This is a genomic window from Clostridium sp. AT4 (assembly GCF_001517625.2).
Taxonomy (GTDB): domain Bacteria; phylum Bacillota; class Clostridia; order Lachnospirales; family Lachnospiraceae; genus Enterocloster.
Genome location: NZ_LN999827.1, coordinates 296,941 through 313,325, shown reverse-complemented (window position 1 = coordinate 313,325; position 16,385 = coordinate 296,941). Strand labels below are relative to the sequence as shown.

At 49.0% G+C, this 16,385-nt stretch carries 12 protein-coding genes; 5 read left to right on the top strand and 7 right to left on the bottom strand.

Translation table 11 applies throughout. The features are described 5' to 3' along the window. Entirely contained in the window at positions 1-204 is a 204-nt protein-coding gene (locus BN3656_RS04620; protein ID WP_066544692.1) for a hypothetical protein, read from the top strand. Positions 205-240: 36 nt separating this feature from the next. Here BN3656_RS04620 and BN3656_RS04615 read toward each other — a convergent pair whose 3' ends face one another. After that, positions 241-891, bottom strand: coding sequence for a stage II sporulation protein R (locus BN3656_RS04615; protein ID WP_081422846.1), 651 nt, complete (start codon positions 889-891; stop codon positions 241-243). 238 nt (positions 892-1,129) lie between these two features. Here BN3656_RS04615 and BN3656_RS04610 point away from each other — a divergent pair, with 238 nt between their 5' ends. Both BN3656_RS04610 and BN3656_RS04605 read left to right on the top strand, forming a co-directional pair. Continuing rightward, positions 1,130-2,191: a D-alanine--D-alanine ligase family protein gene (locus BN3656_RS04610; protein WP_066544691.1), complete on the top strand. Its 1,062-nt coding sequence runs from the start codon at positions 1,130-1,132 to the stop codon at positions 2,189-2,191. A gap of 36 nt (positions 2,192-2,227) precedes the next feature. Further along, positions 2,228-2,653, top strand: coding sequence for a DUF1934 domain-containing protein (locus BN3656_RS04605; protein WP_066544689.1), 426 nt, complete (start codon positions 2,228-2,230; stop codon positions 2,651-2,653). 84 nt (positions 2,654-2,737) lie between these two features. Here BN3656_RS04605 and BN3656_RS04600 read toward each other — a convergent pair whose 3' ends face one another. Next, a complete protein-coding gene (locus BN3656_RS04600) occupies positions 2,738-3,190 on the bottom strand; it encodes a hypothetical protein (protein WP_066544684.1) in 453 nt (150 codons plus the stop codon). Positions 3,191-3,499: 309 nt separating this feature from the next. Here BN3656_RS04600 and BN3656_RS04595 point away from each other — a divergent pair, with 309 nt between their 5' ends. Beyond that, a complete protein-coding gene (locus BN3656_RS04595) occupies positions 3,500-7,432 on the top strand; it encodes a DNA-directed RNA polymerase subunit beta (protein ID WP_066545270.1) in 3,933 nt (1,310 codons plus the stop codon). A 187-nt stretch (positions 7,433-7,619) separates the two neighbouring features. After that, entirely contained in the window at positions 7,620-11,303 is a 3,684-nt protein-coding gene (rpoC, locus tag BN3656_RS04590; protein ID WP_096807400.1) for a DNA-directed RNA polymerase subunit beta', read from the top strand. Positions 11,304-11,376: 73 nt separating this feature from the next. Here rpoC and BN3656_RS04585 read toward each other — a convergent pair whose 3' ends face one another. The 5 genes from BN3656_RS04585 to BN3656_RS04565 all read right to left on the bottom strand — a co-directional run bounded on the left by BN3656_RS04585 (position 11,377) and on the right by BN3656_RS04565 (position 16,197). Beyond that, positions 11,377-12,294 carry a GDSL-type esterase/lipase family protein gene (locus tag BN3656_RS04585; RefSeq protein WP_066545268.1) on the bottom strand — a complete coding sequence of 306 codons (918 nt, stop codon included), beginning with the start codon at positions 12,292-12,294 and terminating at the stop codon, positions 11,377-11,379. A 45-nt stretch (positions 12,295-12,339) separates the two neighbouring features. Then, on the bottom strand, positions 12,340-13,758 hold the full coding sequence (locus tag BN3656_RS04580; protein WP_066544678.1) for an MBOAT family O-acyltransferase: 1,419 nt from the start codon (positions 13,756-13,758) through the stop codon (positions 12,340-12,342). Between the two features lie 218 nt (positions 13,759-13,976). After that, positions 13,977-14,411, bottom strand: a complete 435-nt coding sequence (locus BN3656_RS04575; RefSeq protein WP_066544677.1) for a PepSY domain-containing protein — start codon at positions 14,409-14,411, stop codon at positions 13,977-13,979. A gap of 149 nt (positions 14,412-14,560) precedes the next feature. Then, a complete protein-coding gene (locus BN3656_RS04570; protein ID WP_066544675.1) occupies positions 14,561-15,472 on the bottom strand; it encodes a hypothetical protein in 912 nt (303 codons plus the stop codon). After that, positions 15,469-16,197 carry a sigma factor gene (locus BN3656_RS04565; RefSeq protein ID WP_066544673.1) on the bottom strand — a complete coding sequence of 243 codons (729 nt, stop codon included), beginning with the start codon at positions 16,195-16,197 and terminating at the stop codon, positions 15,469-15,471. The genes BN3656_RS04570 and BN3656_RS04565 overlap by 4 nt, the downstream gene beginning before the upstream one ends. Positions 16,198-16,385: the final 188 nt, after the last annotated feature.

Below are 16,385 nucleotides of genomic sequence, written 5' to 3'. Positions count from 1 at the left end.
ATGGAAGAGAAGAATTTTAAGGAGCGTTATCTGGCAGGGGAAATCGAGTTTGAAGAAATCGACCGGTACATCAGCCGCTGGAACAACAGTGATGACGAGCGGACGCTGGCAAAGTATCTGGGCCTGAATGAAGAGGAAGAGGACGTCTGGATCGATGAGAGCGACGAGGCGCTCAGGGAGATGCTGGATCGTCAGAAAAAGTAGGATTTTGTATGCAGGGAGGGACTGACCGGGAGATGGTCAGTCCTTTTTTGGGGTGAGAAGTTCCAGGAGACGGAAACGGATCTCTACTTTGGGAGGCTCATTGAAAATGGTTTCGTAATCATCAGGGGCCATATGTTCTGCCAGTTCTTTTTTCGAGGATTCGGGAACAGTTTTTGCGGAAGAATCGGTAAGGCAGAGACTGGGATAGAGGACGCACCACCAGTTGCGTCCTTTTCCATTTCCTATGGTAATCCGGACGGCATCATAGACGCCGCAGGGGAAGGAGGCTTCGCCGTAGGTTTTTGTGGGGAAATAGTCTTTGGTCAGAGTAAGGGATACAGGGGCTGGGGAGCCCTGGGATGTAAGCCAGCTTTCGGCGGTCTGGGTGAGGGTGTTTTTTTGCTGGAGGATCCAGTGGGCCAGTTGGGGCTTGGTGGCGTTTTTGGGGGCGTGTGTCTGGATGTGGCTTAAAAGGATATCGCGGACGCCAAGCTTAAGGGATTGGTCTTTTGGAGAGTTGCTTTCGGCCAGAACATGGAAACGGAGGATGTCCGGGGCGATTCTGGCGGCCATGGTTTCCTGGGAGATGGTGCGGGCGGAGGCCAGGAGCAGGAAGGGGGTTAGAAGGAGGATGGGGAGGATGTGGAAGATTGGGAATGGGAAAAAATAGGAAGGGTGTTTTTTCATAGGGCGTTGGGGGCTCCTTTCTTGGATTTTTGGGTCGCGATCGCTGATTTGGGTCGCGAAAGCTGATTTGGGCCGCGAAAGCTGCGGACGGCGGGGTCTTCTTGTCCGGCTGGGCCGGACAAGAAGCATCGGAGATCCCTCCGTCCTGATTGTTTTGGGGTATTTCTATTTATCTCCACATATGCTATACTGTATACGCCCTGTGGGGCAGAAAGATGGAATAGGAGTGAAAATGACGATGGAAAAGAAAACAGCAGCGGTTATTTTCGGCGGGCAGTCTTCGGAGCACGTTGTGTCCTGTATGTCGGCTGCCAATGTGATTGACCGTATCAATACAGATAAATATAACCTGATTCTGATCGGAATTACACAGGAGGGAAAGTGGTTGAAGGTGGACTCTGTCCAGGCAATCAGGGATGAGTCCTGGAGAAAGGGAACGGTTTCTGCTGCAATCCTTCCGGATGCAGAGAAGAAGTGCGCCCTGTTTATGGAGAATGGGACAATGACAGAGGTGAAGCTGGATGTGGTATTCCCGGTTCTTCATGGCCTTTGCGGAGAGGACGGCACGATCCAGGGACTTTTGGAGCTGGCAAAGATACCGTATGTGGGCTGCGGAGTACTGGCATCCGCTGTTTCCATGGATAAGCTTTATACAAAGATCATTGTAGATGAGCTGGGGATAAGGCAGGCGGCCTATGTGCCGGTGATGAAGGAGCAGCTTGAGGATATGAACAAGGTGGTAAACCGCATTGAAGGCCGCTTCGCCTATCCTGTATTTATCAAACCCTCCAACGCAGGCTCTTCCAAGGGAGTGAGCAAGGCGGATAACCGGGAGGAGCTGGAGGCCGGACTTACAGAGGCAGCCTGCCATGACCGCAAGATCCTGGTAGAAGAGATGATCGTGGGCCGTGAAGTGGAGTGTGCTGTATTCGGAGGAGGAAGCGAGGAAGTGAAGGCTTCCGGCGTGGGTGAAATCCTGGCTGCGGCAGATTTTTATGATTTTGACGCAAAGTATTACAACGCAGAATCAAAGACAGTGACAGACCCTGAGCTTCCGGGAGACGCTGCGGAGAAGATCCGCAGGGCGGCGGCGGCCATTTTTAAGGCGGTAGACGGCTACGGCTTGTCCAGAGTGGACTTTTTCGTAAAAGAAGATGGAGAAGTGGTATTTAATGAAATCAACACCATGCCCGGATTCACTGCTATCAGTATGTACCCCATGCTGTGGGAGGCCAGAGGAATCGGCAAGGAGCAGCTGGTAGACATGCTTCTGGAGCACGGCCTGAAACGGTTTGCTTAAACGATACAGCCGGTATAAAAGAAGGAGGAGAACGGCATGACAAAAGATGTACTGATTACCATCCGTGGTGTTCATACTCTGGATCATGAGGATAACGATGTGGAAATGATCGTCCGCGGGGATTATTATCAGAAAAACGGAAAGCATTATATCCTTTATGAAGAGATACTGGAAGGAGCGGAGGAGCGGGTGAAAAATGTCATTAAAATTTCCCCTTCTTCCATGGATATTATAAAAAAGGGTGTTACGAACAGCCGTATGCTGTTTGAAAAGAATAAAAAGAACCTTTCCTGCTACAGCACTCCTGTGGGCAATCTGGTGATCGGCATTCAGGCCAATCACTTTTATGTGGAAGAGCAGGAGAACAGCATAAAGGTCAATGTAGATTATTCCCTGGACATTAACTATGAGCATATGTCGGACTGCCGTATCTGCGTGGATGTGCAGTCATGTACAGCATAGTTCTGTCTGGATAAAACAGAAACATAAAAAAGAAATATAAAAGCAGCCGGCGTCTGAAACCTTCAGATACCGGCTGCTTTTGAATTACTGCTTGTCCTTTTTAAATCTTGCAAAAAATCCCTTTTTCTTTGGAGGAGCAGGGATGGCACCTCCCCGAACGCTTTTGATCTGTGTAATGTAGATACCGCTTAAGACTACTTTTGCCTCTGTCTTTACAGGAAGAGACTCAAATACTCCTGCGTCGGCGATCAGAGTCATCACCTTGGGACCGATCTTTGCTTTTACAACGGGAACTTTGGCCCAGCGCATATACTTGGGCGTCTGGTCCACTACCATCTTGGGAAGCCCGGACTGTGTGAGCTTGAGCTTCTTTTTATCAATGACCAGGATGGATACGGTCTGTGCAGCAGCATCCAGCATCTGCTGCTGCTCTGCCTGACGCTTCTGCAGCTTGCTTCCCAGAAAATAGAGGATCACAAGTACGATTGCAGCGATCGCCAGAAGTATCAGCAATACATTTAGAATGGTTTGTACCATATCGGTATACCTCCAGACTGTAAATAATTTCCTTCTCCTTTGCAGTAAAAACCTGTCATACCTGCCAGAAGACATTCTATAACAGTATATCATTTTTGTAAGAAAAAAGCAAGAAAAAATTCTTGACACCTTGACGTCCCTATGTTATTATGGAGTGTGCACTATTGTGGCGACGTGGGCTTTTTGCGCCCATTATGCGGCGCCCGATTACCGAGAACGACAGTAATGGCCCGGAGTGCTGGAAGAGATGCGCATTCTCCAGCCGGACGGGATATTGCAACCAAATTAGAAAACAGGGGTGAAACGTCAATGGAGAAAAGCAGAATACGTCCGGTACCGGCCGGGAAAAGCGTAAGAATGAGCTATTCAAGGCAGAAGGAAGTCCTTCAGATGCCAAACCTGATCGAGATTCAGAAAGACTCCTATCAGTGGTTCTTAGACGAAGGACTGAAGGAAGCATTTGATGACATCTCTCCGATCACTGACTTCGCAGGACATCTGAGCCTGGAATTCGTTGACTTTACATTATGTAAGGATGATGTCAAGTACACCATCGAAGAGTGTAAGGAACGCGATGCCACTTACGCGGCACCACTTAAGGTAAAGGTTAGACTGTACAATAAAGATAAAGATGAGATGAACGAACATGAGATATTCATGGGAGATCTGCCTCTGATGACAGACACGGGCTCCTTCGTTATCAACGGTGCAGAACGTGTTATTGTCAGCCAGCTTGTGCGTTCCCCTGGTATCTACTATGGCATTGGTCACGATAAGGTGGGTAAGGAGTTATATACATGTACTGTGATCCCCAACCGCGGCGCATGGCTGGAGTACGAGACAGACTCCAACGATGTATTTTATGTCCGCGTGGACAGAACCCGTAAGGTTCCTGTTACCGTGCTGATCCGTGCTCTGGGCTTCGGCACTAATGCAGAGATTTTAGAACTGTTCGGCGAAGAGCCAAAGCTTCTTGCCAGCTTCGGAAAGGATACCTCCGATAACTATCAGGACGGTCTGTTAGAGCTGTACAAGAAGATCCGTCCCGGTGAGCCGTTATCCGTTGACAGCGCGGAGAGCCTGCTCAACAGTATGTTCTTTGATCCCAGAAGATATGATCTGGCAAAGGTGGGACGTTATAAATTTAATAAGAAGCTGTCCTTTAAGTTCCGCCTCAATGGCCAGGTTCTGGCTGAGGATGTGGTGAATGAGGAGACAGGTGAGATTTTAGCCGAGGCAGGCACAAAGCTTGATAAGGAGTCTGCGATGCGTCTGCAGAACTCCGGCGTTCCCTTCGTATGGGTAGAAGGATCAAACAGAAAGCAGAAGGTTCTTTCCAATATGATGGTTGAGCTTGACGCTCATGTTTCCTTCGATCCGGAGGAGGTTGGCGTTACAGAATTAGTATACTACCCTGTGCTGTCTGCTATTCTGGAAAAAGCAGGTTCGGATGAGGAGCTTTTAAAGGAAGAAATTCGAAAGAATATCCACGATCTGATTCCAAAGCATATCACAAAGGAAGATATCATTGCTTCCATCAACTACAATATGCATCTGGAAGAGGAAGTGGGAACGGCTGATGATATCGACCATCTTGGCAACCGCCGTATCCGTGCCGTAGGCGAGCTGCTCCAGAACCAGTACCGCATTGGTCTGTCACGTATGGAGCGTGTGGTAAGAGAGCGTATGACTACTCAGGACGTAGACGGCATCACACCGCAGTCCCTGATCAATATCAAGCCTGTAACGGCTGCTGTAAAGGAGTTCTTTGGAAGCTCCCAGCTGTCACAGTTTATGGATCAGAACAACCCTCTGGCTGAACTGACCCATAAGAGACGTCTTTCCGCCCTGGGTCCTGGCGGTCTGTCAAGAGACCGTGCCGGATTCGAGGTGCGAGATGTTCACTATACACACTATGGCCGTATGTGCCCCATCGAGACTCCTGAGGGCCCCAACATCGGTCTGATCAACTCTCTGGCAAGCTATGCGAGAGTAAACCAGTACGGCTTTATCGAAGCGCCTTACCGCGTAGTAGATAAGACCGCTGATCCTGCCAATCCAAGAGTCACCGATGATGTAGTATACCTGACTGCAGATGAAGAGGACAACTTTATCGTGGCACAGGCGAACGAGGCTCTGGATGAAGAGGGACATTTCGTTCACAATAACGTATCCGGACGTTTCCAGACAGAAACCTCCGAGTTCCAGAAGCGAACCATTGACCTGATGGACGTATCCCCGAAGATGGTATTCTCCGTGGCTACTGCTATGATCCCATTCCTTCAGAACGATGACGCAAACCGTGCTCTGATGGGATCCAACATGCAGCGTCAGGCCGTGCCGCTGTTGAGTACAGAGGCTCCTGTAGTAGGTACCGGTATTGAGGCAAAGGCTGCCGTTGACTCCGGTGTCTGCGTAGTGGCAAAGAATGCCGGTGTGGTAGAACGCTCCGCTTCCAACGAGATCATTATCAAGAGAGATTCCGATGGAAACAGAGATGTATACCATTTGACAAAGTTCAAGAGAAGTAACCAGAGCAACTGCTACAACCAGAAGCCGATCGTATATAAGAATGATCATGTAGAGGCCGGCGAGGTGATCGCAGATGGTCCTTCTACCTCCAACGGCGAGATTGCCCTTGGAAAGAACCCGCTGATCGGTTTTATGACCTGGGAAGGCTACAACTACGAGGATGCGGTTCTGCTTTCCGAGCGTCTGGTTCAGGATGACGTATATACCTCTATTCATATCGAAGAGTATGAGGCGGAGGCCCGTGACACCAAGCTGGGACCGGAAGAAATCACCAGAGATGTTCCCGGTGTAGGCGAGGATGCATTAAAGGATCTGGATGAACGTGGTATTATCCGTATCGGTGCTGAGGTCCGTGCCGGAGATATTCTGGTAGGAAAGGTTACTCCAAAGGGAGAAACTGAACTGACAGCAGAAGAACGTCTCCTGCGTGCGATCTTCGGTGAGAAGGCAAGAGAAGTCCGTGATACCTCCTTAAAGGTACCTCACGGAGCATATGGAATTATTGTAGATGCAAAGGTATTTACAAGAGAAAACGGCGATGAGCTTTCACCGGGAGTAAATCAGACGGTACGTATCTATATCGCTCAGAAACGTAAGATTTCTGTAGGTGATAAGATGGCTGGACGTCATGGTAATAAGGGTGTTGTTTCCCGCGTGCTTCCTGTAGAGGATATGCCTTTCCTGCCAAATGGCCGTCCTCTTGATATTGTACTGAATCCTCTGGGCGTGCCTTCCCGTATGAACATCGGACAGGTGCTTGAGATCCACTTAAGCCTTGCTGCAAGAGCACTTGGCTTTAACGTTTCCACACCGATCTTCGACGGCGCAAACGAGAATGATATACAGGATACCCTGGAGCTGGCAAACCACTATGTAAACCTGCCCTTTGACGAGGCAGAGAAAGCAGAATGGGAAAAGGACGGTGTCACAGAGACGCCTTCCGGACAGCCATGGAATGGAGAAACCTTTGAGCAGCTTTATAAAGAACAGCTTGTTCCGGAGGCAATCGGGTATCTGTCTGAGAACAGAGCGCACAGAGAGCTGTGGAAGGGCGTACCCATTGGCAGAGACGGAAAGGTCCGCTTAAGAGATGGACGTACCGGAGAGTATTTTGATGGAGCCGTTACCATTGGACACATGCATTACCTGAAGCTGCATCACCTGGTAGACGATAAGATCCATGCACGTTCTACTGGCCCATACTCCCTGGTTACACAGCAGCCTCTGGGCGGTAAAGCTCAGTTCGGCGGACAGCGTTTCGGAGAGATGGAGGTTTGGGCTCTGGAGGCATATGGTGCATCCTACACCCTGCAGGAAATCATGACTGTAAAGTCCGATGATGTAGTAGGCCGTGTGAAGACCTACGAAGCTATCATCAAGGGCGAGAATATTCCTGAGCCGGGTATCCCCGAATCCTTTAAGGTACTTCTTAAGGAAATGCAGTCTCTGGGCCTGGATGTACAGGTACAGAGAGAGGATGGAACCGAAGTTGAGATGACCGAAAATATCGACTACGGTGATACCGAGCTGCGCGCCATGTTAGAGGGCGACCGCCGCTTTAACGATCAGGAATCCCTTGCTTCCTACGGTTATCAGGAGCAGGAGATCAAGGATAATGAATTTGTAAGCGTAGAATCGGCTTCCGAGTCTGCTGGAAATGACACAGATGATCTGTATGACGCTTATACAGATGATGGTGAAGACGAATAATAGAAGGGAGTAAGAGCTCATGCCGGAAACAAATGAAACTTATCATCCAATGACATTTGATGCCATTAAGATTGGTCTGGCTTCCCCTGAAAAGATTAGATCCTGGACCCACAGGACACCTGAACCTGCTGACAAGCCCAGCAAGCAGTGGAGAGAATGGTGGGAGCAGGGTGCCATGCGCAACCGTATGCCTGAGCCTTCAGGGGCTCCCTCCAGAGAGTGGAGAGAGTGGTGGGAGCACGGCGTTGTAAAGAAGCCAGAGACCATCAACTATAGAACTTTAAAGCCGGAGAAGGACGGTCTGTTCTGCGAGAGGATTTTTGGTCCAAGCAAGGACTGGGAGTGCCACTGCGGCAAGTACAAGAAGATCCGCTATAAGGGCGTGATCTGCGACCGCTGCGGCGTTGAGGTGACAAAGGCCAGTGTAAGAAGAGAGCGTATGGGACGTATCGAGCTTGCAGCTCCTGTTTCCCATATCTGGTACTTTAAGGGAATTCCCAGCCGTATGGGACTAATTCTGGATATTTCCCCCAGAACCCTGGAGAAGGTGCTCTACTTTGCTTCCTATGTTGTACTGGATCCAGGTGTTACCAGCCTTCAGTATAAGCAGGTTTTGTCTGAGAAGGAGTACCGTGAGGAAGTAGAGAAGTACGGCGGCTCAACTGCCTTCCGTGTGGGAATGGGTGCTGAGGCGATTCAGGAGCTTCTGATGTCCATTGATCTGGAGAAGGATTCAGCTGATTTAAGAAAGCAGCTGGTAGACGCTACCGGACAGAAGCGCGCAAGAATCATTAAGCGCCTGGAAGTGGTAGAGGCATTTTTAAACTCTGGAAACCGTCCAGAGTGGATGATCATGGACGTAATCCCCGTGATCCCGCCGGATATACGTCCTATGGTACAGCTGGACGGCGGACGTTTTGCTACCTCTGACTTAAATGACCTGTACAGAAGGATCATCAACCGTAACAACCGTCTTGCCAGACTTCTGGAACTGGGCGCTCCGGACATCATCGTCCGCAATGAGAAGCGTATGCTCCAGGAGGCAGTAGACGCCTTGATCGACAATGGCCGCCGGGGCCGCCCTGTAACAGGACCTGGAAATCGTGCGCTTAAGTCCCTTTCTGATATGTTAAAGGGTAAGCAGGGACGCTTCCGTCAGAACCTGTTAGGCAAGCGAGTTGACTACTCCGGACGTTCCGTTATCGTAGTAGGACCTGAATTAAAGATTTATCAGTGCGGTCTGCCAAAGGAAATGGCTATTGAGCTGTTTAAGCCTTTCGTTATGAAGGAGCTTGTATCCAATGGCACCGCTCACAATATCAAGAACGCAAAGAAGATGGTGGAGAAGCTCCAGACTGAGGTTTGGGATGTACTGGAGGATGTAATTAAAGAGCATCCTGTTATGCTGAACCGTGCTCCTACGCTGCACAGGCTGGGTATCCAGGCTTTTGAACCGATCCTGGTAGAAGGTAAGGCCATTAAGCTTCATCCTCTTGTTTGTACCGCGTTCAACGCTGACTTCGACGGCGACCAGATGGCAGTTCATCTTCCTCTGTCTGTGGAAGCACAGGCTGAGTGCCGCTTCCTGCTTTTAAGCCCGAACAACCTGTTAAAGCCTTCTGACGGCGGTCCTGTGGCTGTTCCGTCTCAGGATATGGTTCTCGGTATTTACTACCTGACCCAGGAGCGTCCCGGTGCAAAGGGCGAGGGAATGATTTTCAAGAGTGTAAATGAGGCAATTCTGGCTTATGAAAACCATGAAGCTACTCTGCACTCCAGGGTAAAGGTAAGAGTATCAAAGACTCTGCCTGACGGCACGGTAAAAACCGGTATTATCGAGTCTACCATCGGCCGTCTGATCTTCAACGAGATCATTCCTCAGGATCTTGGCTTTGTAGACCGTTCCATTCCTGAAAATGAGTTAAAGCTGGAGGTTGACTTCCTGGTAGCTAAAAAGCAGTTAAAGCAGATCCTTGAGAAGGTTATCAACGTACACGGCGCTACCCAGACGGCCGTTACTCTGGATGACATCAAGGCAATCGGCTACAAGTTCTCTACCAGAGCAGCCATGACCGTATCCGTTTCCGATATGACCGTGCCTGCAAGCAAACCGGAACTGATCGCAAATGCACAGGCTACCGTAGACCACATTGCAAAGAACTACCGCCGCGGTCTGATCACCGAGGAGGAGCGCTATAAAGAAGTAATCGAAACCTGGAAGACCACCGATGATCAGCTGACCCACGATCTGCTGACCGGACTGGATAAGTACAACAACATTTTCATGATGGCTGACTCCGGTGCGCGAGGATCTGATAAGCAGATCAAGCAGCTGGCAGGTATGCGAGGACTGATGGCCGATACAACCGGTCACACCATCGAACTTCCTATCAAGTCTAACTTCCGTGAAGGTCTTGACGTACTGGAGTACTTCATTTCCGCTCATGGTGCACGTAAGGGTCTGTCTGATACGGCTCTTCGTACGGCTGACTCCGGTTACCTGACCAGACGTCTGGTAGATGTATCTCAGGATCTGATCATCCGTGAGGTAGACTGCTGTGAGGGCAAGGATATTCCATTTATGGAGATTAAGGCATTCACAGACGGAAATGAAGTAATCGAGGATCTGCAGGAGAGAATTACAGGCCGTTATATTGCCGAAGATATCGTTGATCCCGATACGGGAGAGCTGGTAATGAAGGCAAACCATATGTGTACGCCTAAGCGTGCTGCAGCTGTTATGAAGGTATTGGATAAGCAGGGACGCAAGTCTGTGAAGATCCGTACCGTATTAAGCTGTAAGTCCCATATCGGTGTGTGCGCCAAGTGCTACGGAGCCAACATGGCAACCGGCCAGCCGGTACAGGTTGGTGAGGCAGTCGGAATCATCGCGGCACAGTCCATCGGTGAGCCCGGTACACAGCTTACCATGCGTACTTTCCATACGGGCGGCGTTGCCGGCGGCGATATCACACAGGGTCTTCCTCGAGTTGAGGAGCTTTTTGAGGCCCGTAAGCCAAAGGGTCTTGCCATTATCACTGAGTTTGGCGGCGTTGTAACTATCAAGGATACAAAGAAGAAGCGTGAGATTACAGTTACTGATAACGAGACAGGAAATTCCAAAACCTATCTGATCCCATACGGTTCCAGAATCAAGGTTATGGACGGCCAGGTGCTTGAGGCCGGTGATGAGCTGACCGAAGGTAGCGTAAATCCTCACGATATCTTAAAGATCAAGGGCGTTCGTGCCGTACAGGATTACATGATCCAGGAAGTACAGCGTGTATACCGTCTCCAGGGTGTAGAAATCAACGATAAACACGTTGAAATGATCGTTCATCAGATGTTAAAGAAGATCCGCATCGAGGAAAGCGGCGACAGTGATGTACTGCCGGGCGTATCCATGGATGTTCTGGATTTCAATGAGATGAATGAGGCTCTGATCGCAGAGGGCAAGCGTCCCGCAGAGGGCAAGCAGGTTATGCTGGGTATTACAAAGGCATCTCTTGCTACAGATTCCTTCCTGTCAGCCGCATCCTTCCAGGAGACCACCAAGGTTCTGACCGAGGCCGCTATCAACGGTAAGGTAGATCACCTGATTGGTCTGAAGGAGAATGTTATTATCGGTAAGCCAATCCCGGCAGGTACCGGTATGAAGCGCTACAGAACTGTAAAGTTGGATACGGATGATAAGATCGCAGCGGCAGCTGAGGAAGAGATCCTTCTTTCTGAAGAGGAAGAGCTGACATCTGAGGAAAGCAGCGAGCTTACAGAAGATAATGTAGCAGAAGAGGTTCTGGATCTGGACGATACTGTAATCGAGGACGAGGATGCAGAGGAAGAAGAAAGCTCTGAGGATGCAGAAGAATAAAATACAGGTCTGAATGACAGATTGAATCATAAAAACACCGGACGGACAGGGAAAACTGGCCATCCGGTGTTTTTTATGCATTTTGTGTTCTGAGCCATTCGGCCCAGACCGTATAATACTTTCCCATAATGTGGGCATTGTCTACAGAATATTTGGAATCAAGGTTTCCCTGGCCGTCGTCAAAAAGACTGTTTACATCTATATAGCCGCAGCCTTTTTCTACAGCCATCTGGTAAATAGCTTGATTTAAAGAATCAATTTTTCCGTTTCCATAGACCGGGTCGGAATCGGACTTCTTTTTTGTTACATGGAGATTAGCCTCCAGAATGATTCTGGCCTGGGGCTGAAGCTGGTGGATCCAGTCTACGATAGAGGCGTACTTCTTTGTTACGGAGGAAGGAGGGTATCCCAGTTCATTGATGCCCAGCATGAGGTAAATCCGCTCATAGCTGTGTTGGGAGAGAAGTTCTTCCAGTGTTTTTTTGCTTCCATCCTTTACGGTAAGATTGGTTGAGAGAAGGTTAAAGCTGCTCATGCCGGAATTGGCAAAAAACTCTGCTTCTTCCAGACCTCCGTATTCCTTTAAGCCTTCTGTTCGTGAGTCTCCGATAAAAAGGGAGGTGCTTAGGTCAACGGGAACAGAGGTGTCAGCAGGCGGCAAAGTCTCCGCCGGAGGCGCTTCTGTGGAGGACTCTGTGACAGGGGGAGCTTCAGGGGCAGACCCGTCAGTGGGCGGCTCCGCAGGGGAGGACTCTGGAGAGGGGAACTTTGCTGTAGGAGTTTCGGTGCTGCCTTTGGAGGCAGCACTTTCGGAAATGGAATCAGAGGATAGGGGGATGTTAGATGGCTGTTTATCCTCAGTTTCTGCCAGCCGCTCGATTTTATGTTCACCTGAAAACGTTTCTAGTTCCCATATCCGGGGAATAAGGGAACTTCCTTTTACGGCAATCAAACTTCCAATAAGCATCATAGTATACCAGTATTTTTTCATTTTATTCACACAATTTCTCTTTCTATCTGTTTCTTAGAACTTTCCTTAGAACCGGAAGTATAAAAACGGGTCATCCATTCCCATTTTAATACAGTAAACACAGAGCCAGAACAGAACTATAAGTATAACGGCAGTCAGAAAACTGCGGCGGTGCTGGCTGTAGATCCGCCTTGGCAGATCGGTCATAAAAACCAGGCCTGCAAGAAGAGACAACCCATAGATGCGGCCGTATTTCAGATAGTCTCCCTCAAACCAGGTGTAGGTTCCGGGGGCTGTGAAAAACGGAAAGAGCCTCTGTAAATAAATAAGGATCTGTGGCGGCTGTGAAATGGCAAAGACCAGCCAGTTTAAAGGAATCACAAGAGCCATATACAGGTGCCCCGCGGTTGGAAAACGGTTTAAGATACGTCCCAGTCCCATTTTTTCAACAGAGATCAGAGCAAAAAGCAGAAGACCCCAGAGAAGAAAATTCCAGTCAGCGCCATGCCAGAAACCAGTCAGAAGCCACACGGTGAGTAGATTGCGCACCATAATGACAAAGCCTTTTCGATTGCCACCAAGAGGAATATATACATAGTCGCGGAACCATTTTCCAAGGGTTATATGCCACCGACGCCAGAACTCCGCCATTGTCAGAGACTGGTAGGGATAGGCAAAGTTTCTGGGAATCTGAAATCCCAGGATCCAGCCGATTCCCTGGGCCATGAGGGAGTAGCCGTAAAAGTCAAAGTAAAGCTGAAGGCTGAATGCAATGATTCCCATCCAGGCAAGCGGCGTGGAGATGCTTTCGTATCCAATGGCTCCGACCTGGCTCCACAGCCTGCCGAGCTGATTGGCAAGCAGCACCTTAAGGCTTAAGCCAATAGTAAACTCTCTAAGACCGGTTTCCAGACGGTTCATGGAAAAACGGCGCCGGATCAGCTGAGAGCGGATTTCCTGATAACGGGTAATGGGGCCGGAGGTTACCTGGGTAAACATGGAAAACCAGGTACAGAAGCGAAGGAGGGAATGTTCACTGCGGATTTCCTTCCTATATACATCGGCCAGATAGGCGATGGCCTGAAAGGTGTAAAAGCTGATTCCAAGGGGGAGGGACAGGCGGACGACGGGAAACTGCAGACCTGTTTTTGTATATGACAGGAGCAGGTTTAAGTTTTCCGTTATAAATGTGCTGTATTTAAAAAGGATCAGCCAGAATAGGTTATAGAAGATCCCGGCATTCAGCCAGAAGCTGCGTTCTTTTGCATCCCGTTTTCTTCCAATAAGCTGTCCGATGAAAAAGTTTACAGGTATTGAAAGGAGAAACAGGACAAAATAAAGAGGGGAGTGTCTGGCTCCATAAAAATAGAAGATCAGGCTTCCGGCAAAAAGGCACTGATTCCGCCATTTCTCCGGACATATGAAATAAAGAATCAGAAATAAAGGAAGAAAACGAAATAAAAAGTCAAAGCTGGAAAATATCATTAGTAGTCCATCCTGTCTAAATCATATTTAAGTTTAGGATGCAAATGGCTTCTGCACCTCATATAATATAAATTAGACGAACGGAAGCATATAAAAGTTTCATAGAAACAGAAAAAATTTAAGAAAGTGGGAACACATGAAAAAAGCCGCAGGCTTCTGCGTCAGCATTTGCCATGCGGCTTTGAGCCGGGGATGGTCACTGTCTTACAGAGAACGGATTAGTCGTCCCAGTGGTCATCATCATCGTCGAATCTGTCGTCATCCCAGCGGTCGTCATCATCCCAGCTGTTATCGCGGTCGTCATCCCAACGGTCATCCCGCAGATCATCCCAGTCACGGTTGTTTTCGTAATCAGCCTTGATCACTTTACCGGTATAAGCGTTTACTTCCACATCATACTCAAACTTTCCGGCAGTGAATTCCAGCTCATATACGCCATCGTCCAGTTCGCATTCCTGTTCTGTGAACACAGCATCCGCTTCTTTAATTTTCATAGCCTTTAAAGAGGCTTCCTTTGCCTGCTCAATGCCGATTATCTTTTTGGCAGTTCTGGGGGATGCTGATGCGGTAATCGTGCTGCCGATTACAGTTACAAGTGCCATTGCTGCAACAACTGCTGCCATCATAGATTTTTTTAGGTTCATCTTTCTCATTATAGTTTCCTCCTTGATCTATCACCTGTGCTTGGATTGTTTTTTCTTTACATAGACAGAATACGGAGTGCATTTGAAAAAAACGGGGTCGAAATGAAAAAAATATAATTTTTTTAAAAGTTTAATATGTCCCTGATATCAGGTCGATTTTAATCATTGCTGTCATCATCTGCTGCGTCATCCCAGTCGTCCTCCTGATTATCGTCTGAGCCATGATTGGTGGTATCATCCCAATCCTCATCCCGCTGTTCATCTGAATCCTCATTCCAATTATCATTCGGGTGGGCTGTCGGGACAGTTTGATGTGCCGCCGGGGCAGTCTGCACAGCGGCAGGCACTGTTTCGGAAACGGGGGGAGCAGCAGGAAATGCGGTTTCGGCTTCACGCGCCGTACCAGATTCCGGACTCTCATCAGGTTTGGGATCAGCACTTATATGGATATCCGATCCAAGGCGACCGTCAAGCTCCCAGGTGAGATCCCTTTTCATCTCATCCGCCCAGTCCTCATGAGCAGAGGAAACGCCTACATAGATCGTCCCGCCTGGAGCCAGATAGTCCATATCTATGGCCCGCTCGGCCAGATCTGCCGCAGCTTCTTCGACTTTCTTCCTTTTATAGTCATATCCCCGGATCAAGTCCTCTCCATCCCGGTTGATGCCGGATAATGAAAGCACATAATCCAGCCGGTTTACAGACAGCTCTACTTCCGGGTTGATGGACAGCCGTACTGTTCCGTAAGGGCTCATAATAAAATAGTGGCCTCCAGACAGCAGAAGGCAAAGGGCTGCGGCTGCGGGAAGAGCAGACTTTAACCAGCGGGAAAGGCGGCTGGTCCTTCGGACGGCAGGCTGTACTTCCACCGCTTCCTCAAATACTGTATCGTAAAAAGAATCAGACTGGCAGTCCGCTTCCGAAAAGGCGGCTCCGGGTTCTACGATTTCCATAATGGTATCTACCGTCTGTCCTACCTCATAATCCATATTGGCGGCCTTCAGGAAACGCCCGTCCTCATCCAGCACCACTGCATAAGCCATATGACATTCCATGATCAGATATTTCATTCTGCTGCGCCTCCTTTTTTCATCTGTGAGAGATGACCGCGTATGATTTCAAATCCGTTTGTAAAAGCAAGAAGAATGGCAATGAGATATTTCCGGTGACGTTCCAGCGTCTTTTTTTCTGCCCCTGAGCCCAGAGCCAGCTGGCTTAAGGGGAGTTTACGGCTGCGGATCATCTGTTCCAGAAGCTCCGGATGCTTTTTGGCGTAATCCAGAACCTTCATGCAGGCGTCCAGGGTGCGCTCCTGGCGGGGGCAGCTGTCTGCCACATCAGTGAGCGAAAGTCCAAAACCTGCAAGCTCTGCGGAAAATGTTTCGATTTCCGACTGAGCGGCAGCCAGATCCTGATAATCGGAAATATCATCAACTCCCGGATCGGTCTTTTCCAAAAGAGTGCAGCCGTCCTCCTCCGCAGGCTGGTCTAAGGAGAGCTGCCCACTGTGCTTTTGCTCCTTCCGGAAATAGTCGATCAGGCGGTTTCGGATTCCGGCTGCTGCAAGAGGCAGAAAAGGACCTCTGTCCGGATTATAAACCGTCATTGTTTCATAAAAAGCAAACATGGCCACAGACAGCTCATCATCCCGTCCCTCAACCGGAGGACGGTGGATAAAGCGTGCGGTTTCTGCTTTGATAAATGGCATATAGGATCGGATCAGCTGATCCGCTGCCTCAGGATCCTGCCTGGAGCGCATGACCTGCTGAACGATTTTATGTTCCTCGAATTTCATAGTAATCCTCCCAAAGATAGAATACGCAGACAAAGAAATGAAAAACGGGGCAGGGGCTGCGTATATTTGATTATCCATGAAAATACCAGATGATGCAATAAAAATTGCGTAAATGTTTTATAGAAAAATGTAAAAGAGCACCCTCAAAAAATACTTGACAGATTTACGCCTTATGCTATAATGAAAAA

What these genes read in the sequence shown, in the direction of transcription:
- BN3656_RS04620 (WP_066544692.1), top strand. Translation starts at nt 1, where the DNA reads ATGGAAGAGAAGAATTTTAAGGAGCGTTATCTGGCAGGGGAAATCGAG.
- BN3656_RS04615 (WP_081422846.1), bottom strand. Translation starts at nt 891, where the DNA reads ATGAAAAAACACCCTTCCTATTTTTTCCCATTCCCAATCTTCCACATC.
- BN3656_RS04610 (WP_066544691.1), top strand. Translation starts at nt 1,130, where the DNA reads ATGGAAAAGAAAACAGCAGCGGTTATTTTCGGCGGGCAGTCTTCGGAG.
- BN3656_RS04605 (WP_066544689.1), top strand. Translation starts at nt 2,228, where the DNA reads ATGACAAAAGATGTACTGATTACCATCCGTGGTGTTCATACTCTGGAT.
- BN3656_RS04600 (WP_066544684.1), bottom strand. Translation starts at nt 3,190, where the DNA reads ATGGTACAAACCATTCTAAATGTATTGCTGATACTTCTGGCGATCGCT.
- BN3656_RS04595 (WP_066545270.1), top strand. Translation starts at nt 3,500, where the DNA reads ATGGAGAAAAGCAGAATACGTCCGGTACCGGCCGGGAAAAGCGTAAGA.
- rpoC (WP_096807400.1), top strand. Translation starts at nt 7,620, where the DNA reads ATGCCTGAGCCTTCAGGGGCTCCCTCCAGAGAGTGGAGAGAGTGGTGG.
- BN3656_RS04585 (WP_066545268.1), bottom strand. Translation starts at nt 12,294, where the DNA reads ATGAAAAAATACTGGTATACTATGATGCTTATTGGAAGTTTGATTGCC.
- BN3656_RS04580 (WP_066544678.1), bottom strand. Translation starts at nt 13,758, where the DNA reads ATGATATTTTCCAGCTTTGACTTTTTATTTCGTTTTCTTCCTTTATTT.
- BN3656_RS04575 (WP_066544677.1), bottom strand. Translation starts at nt 14,411, where the DNA reads ATGAGAAAGATGAACCTAAAAAAATCTATGATGGCAGCAGTTGTTGCA.
- BN3656_RS04570 (WP_066544675.1), bottom strand. Translation starts at nt 15,472, where the DNA reads ATGAAATATCTGATCATGGAATGTCATATGGCTTATGCAGTGGTGCTG.
- BN3656_RS04565 (WP_066544673.1), bottom strand. Translation starts at nt 16,197, where the DNA reads ATGAAATTCGAGGAACATAAAATCGTTCAGCAGGTCATGCGCTCCAGG.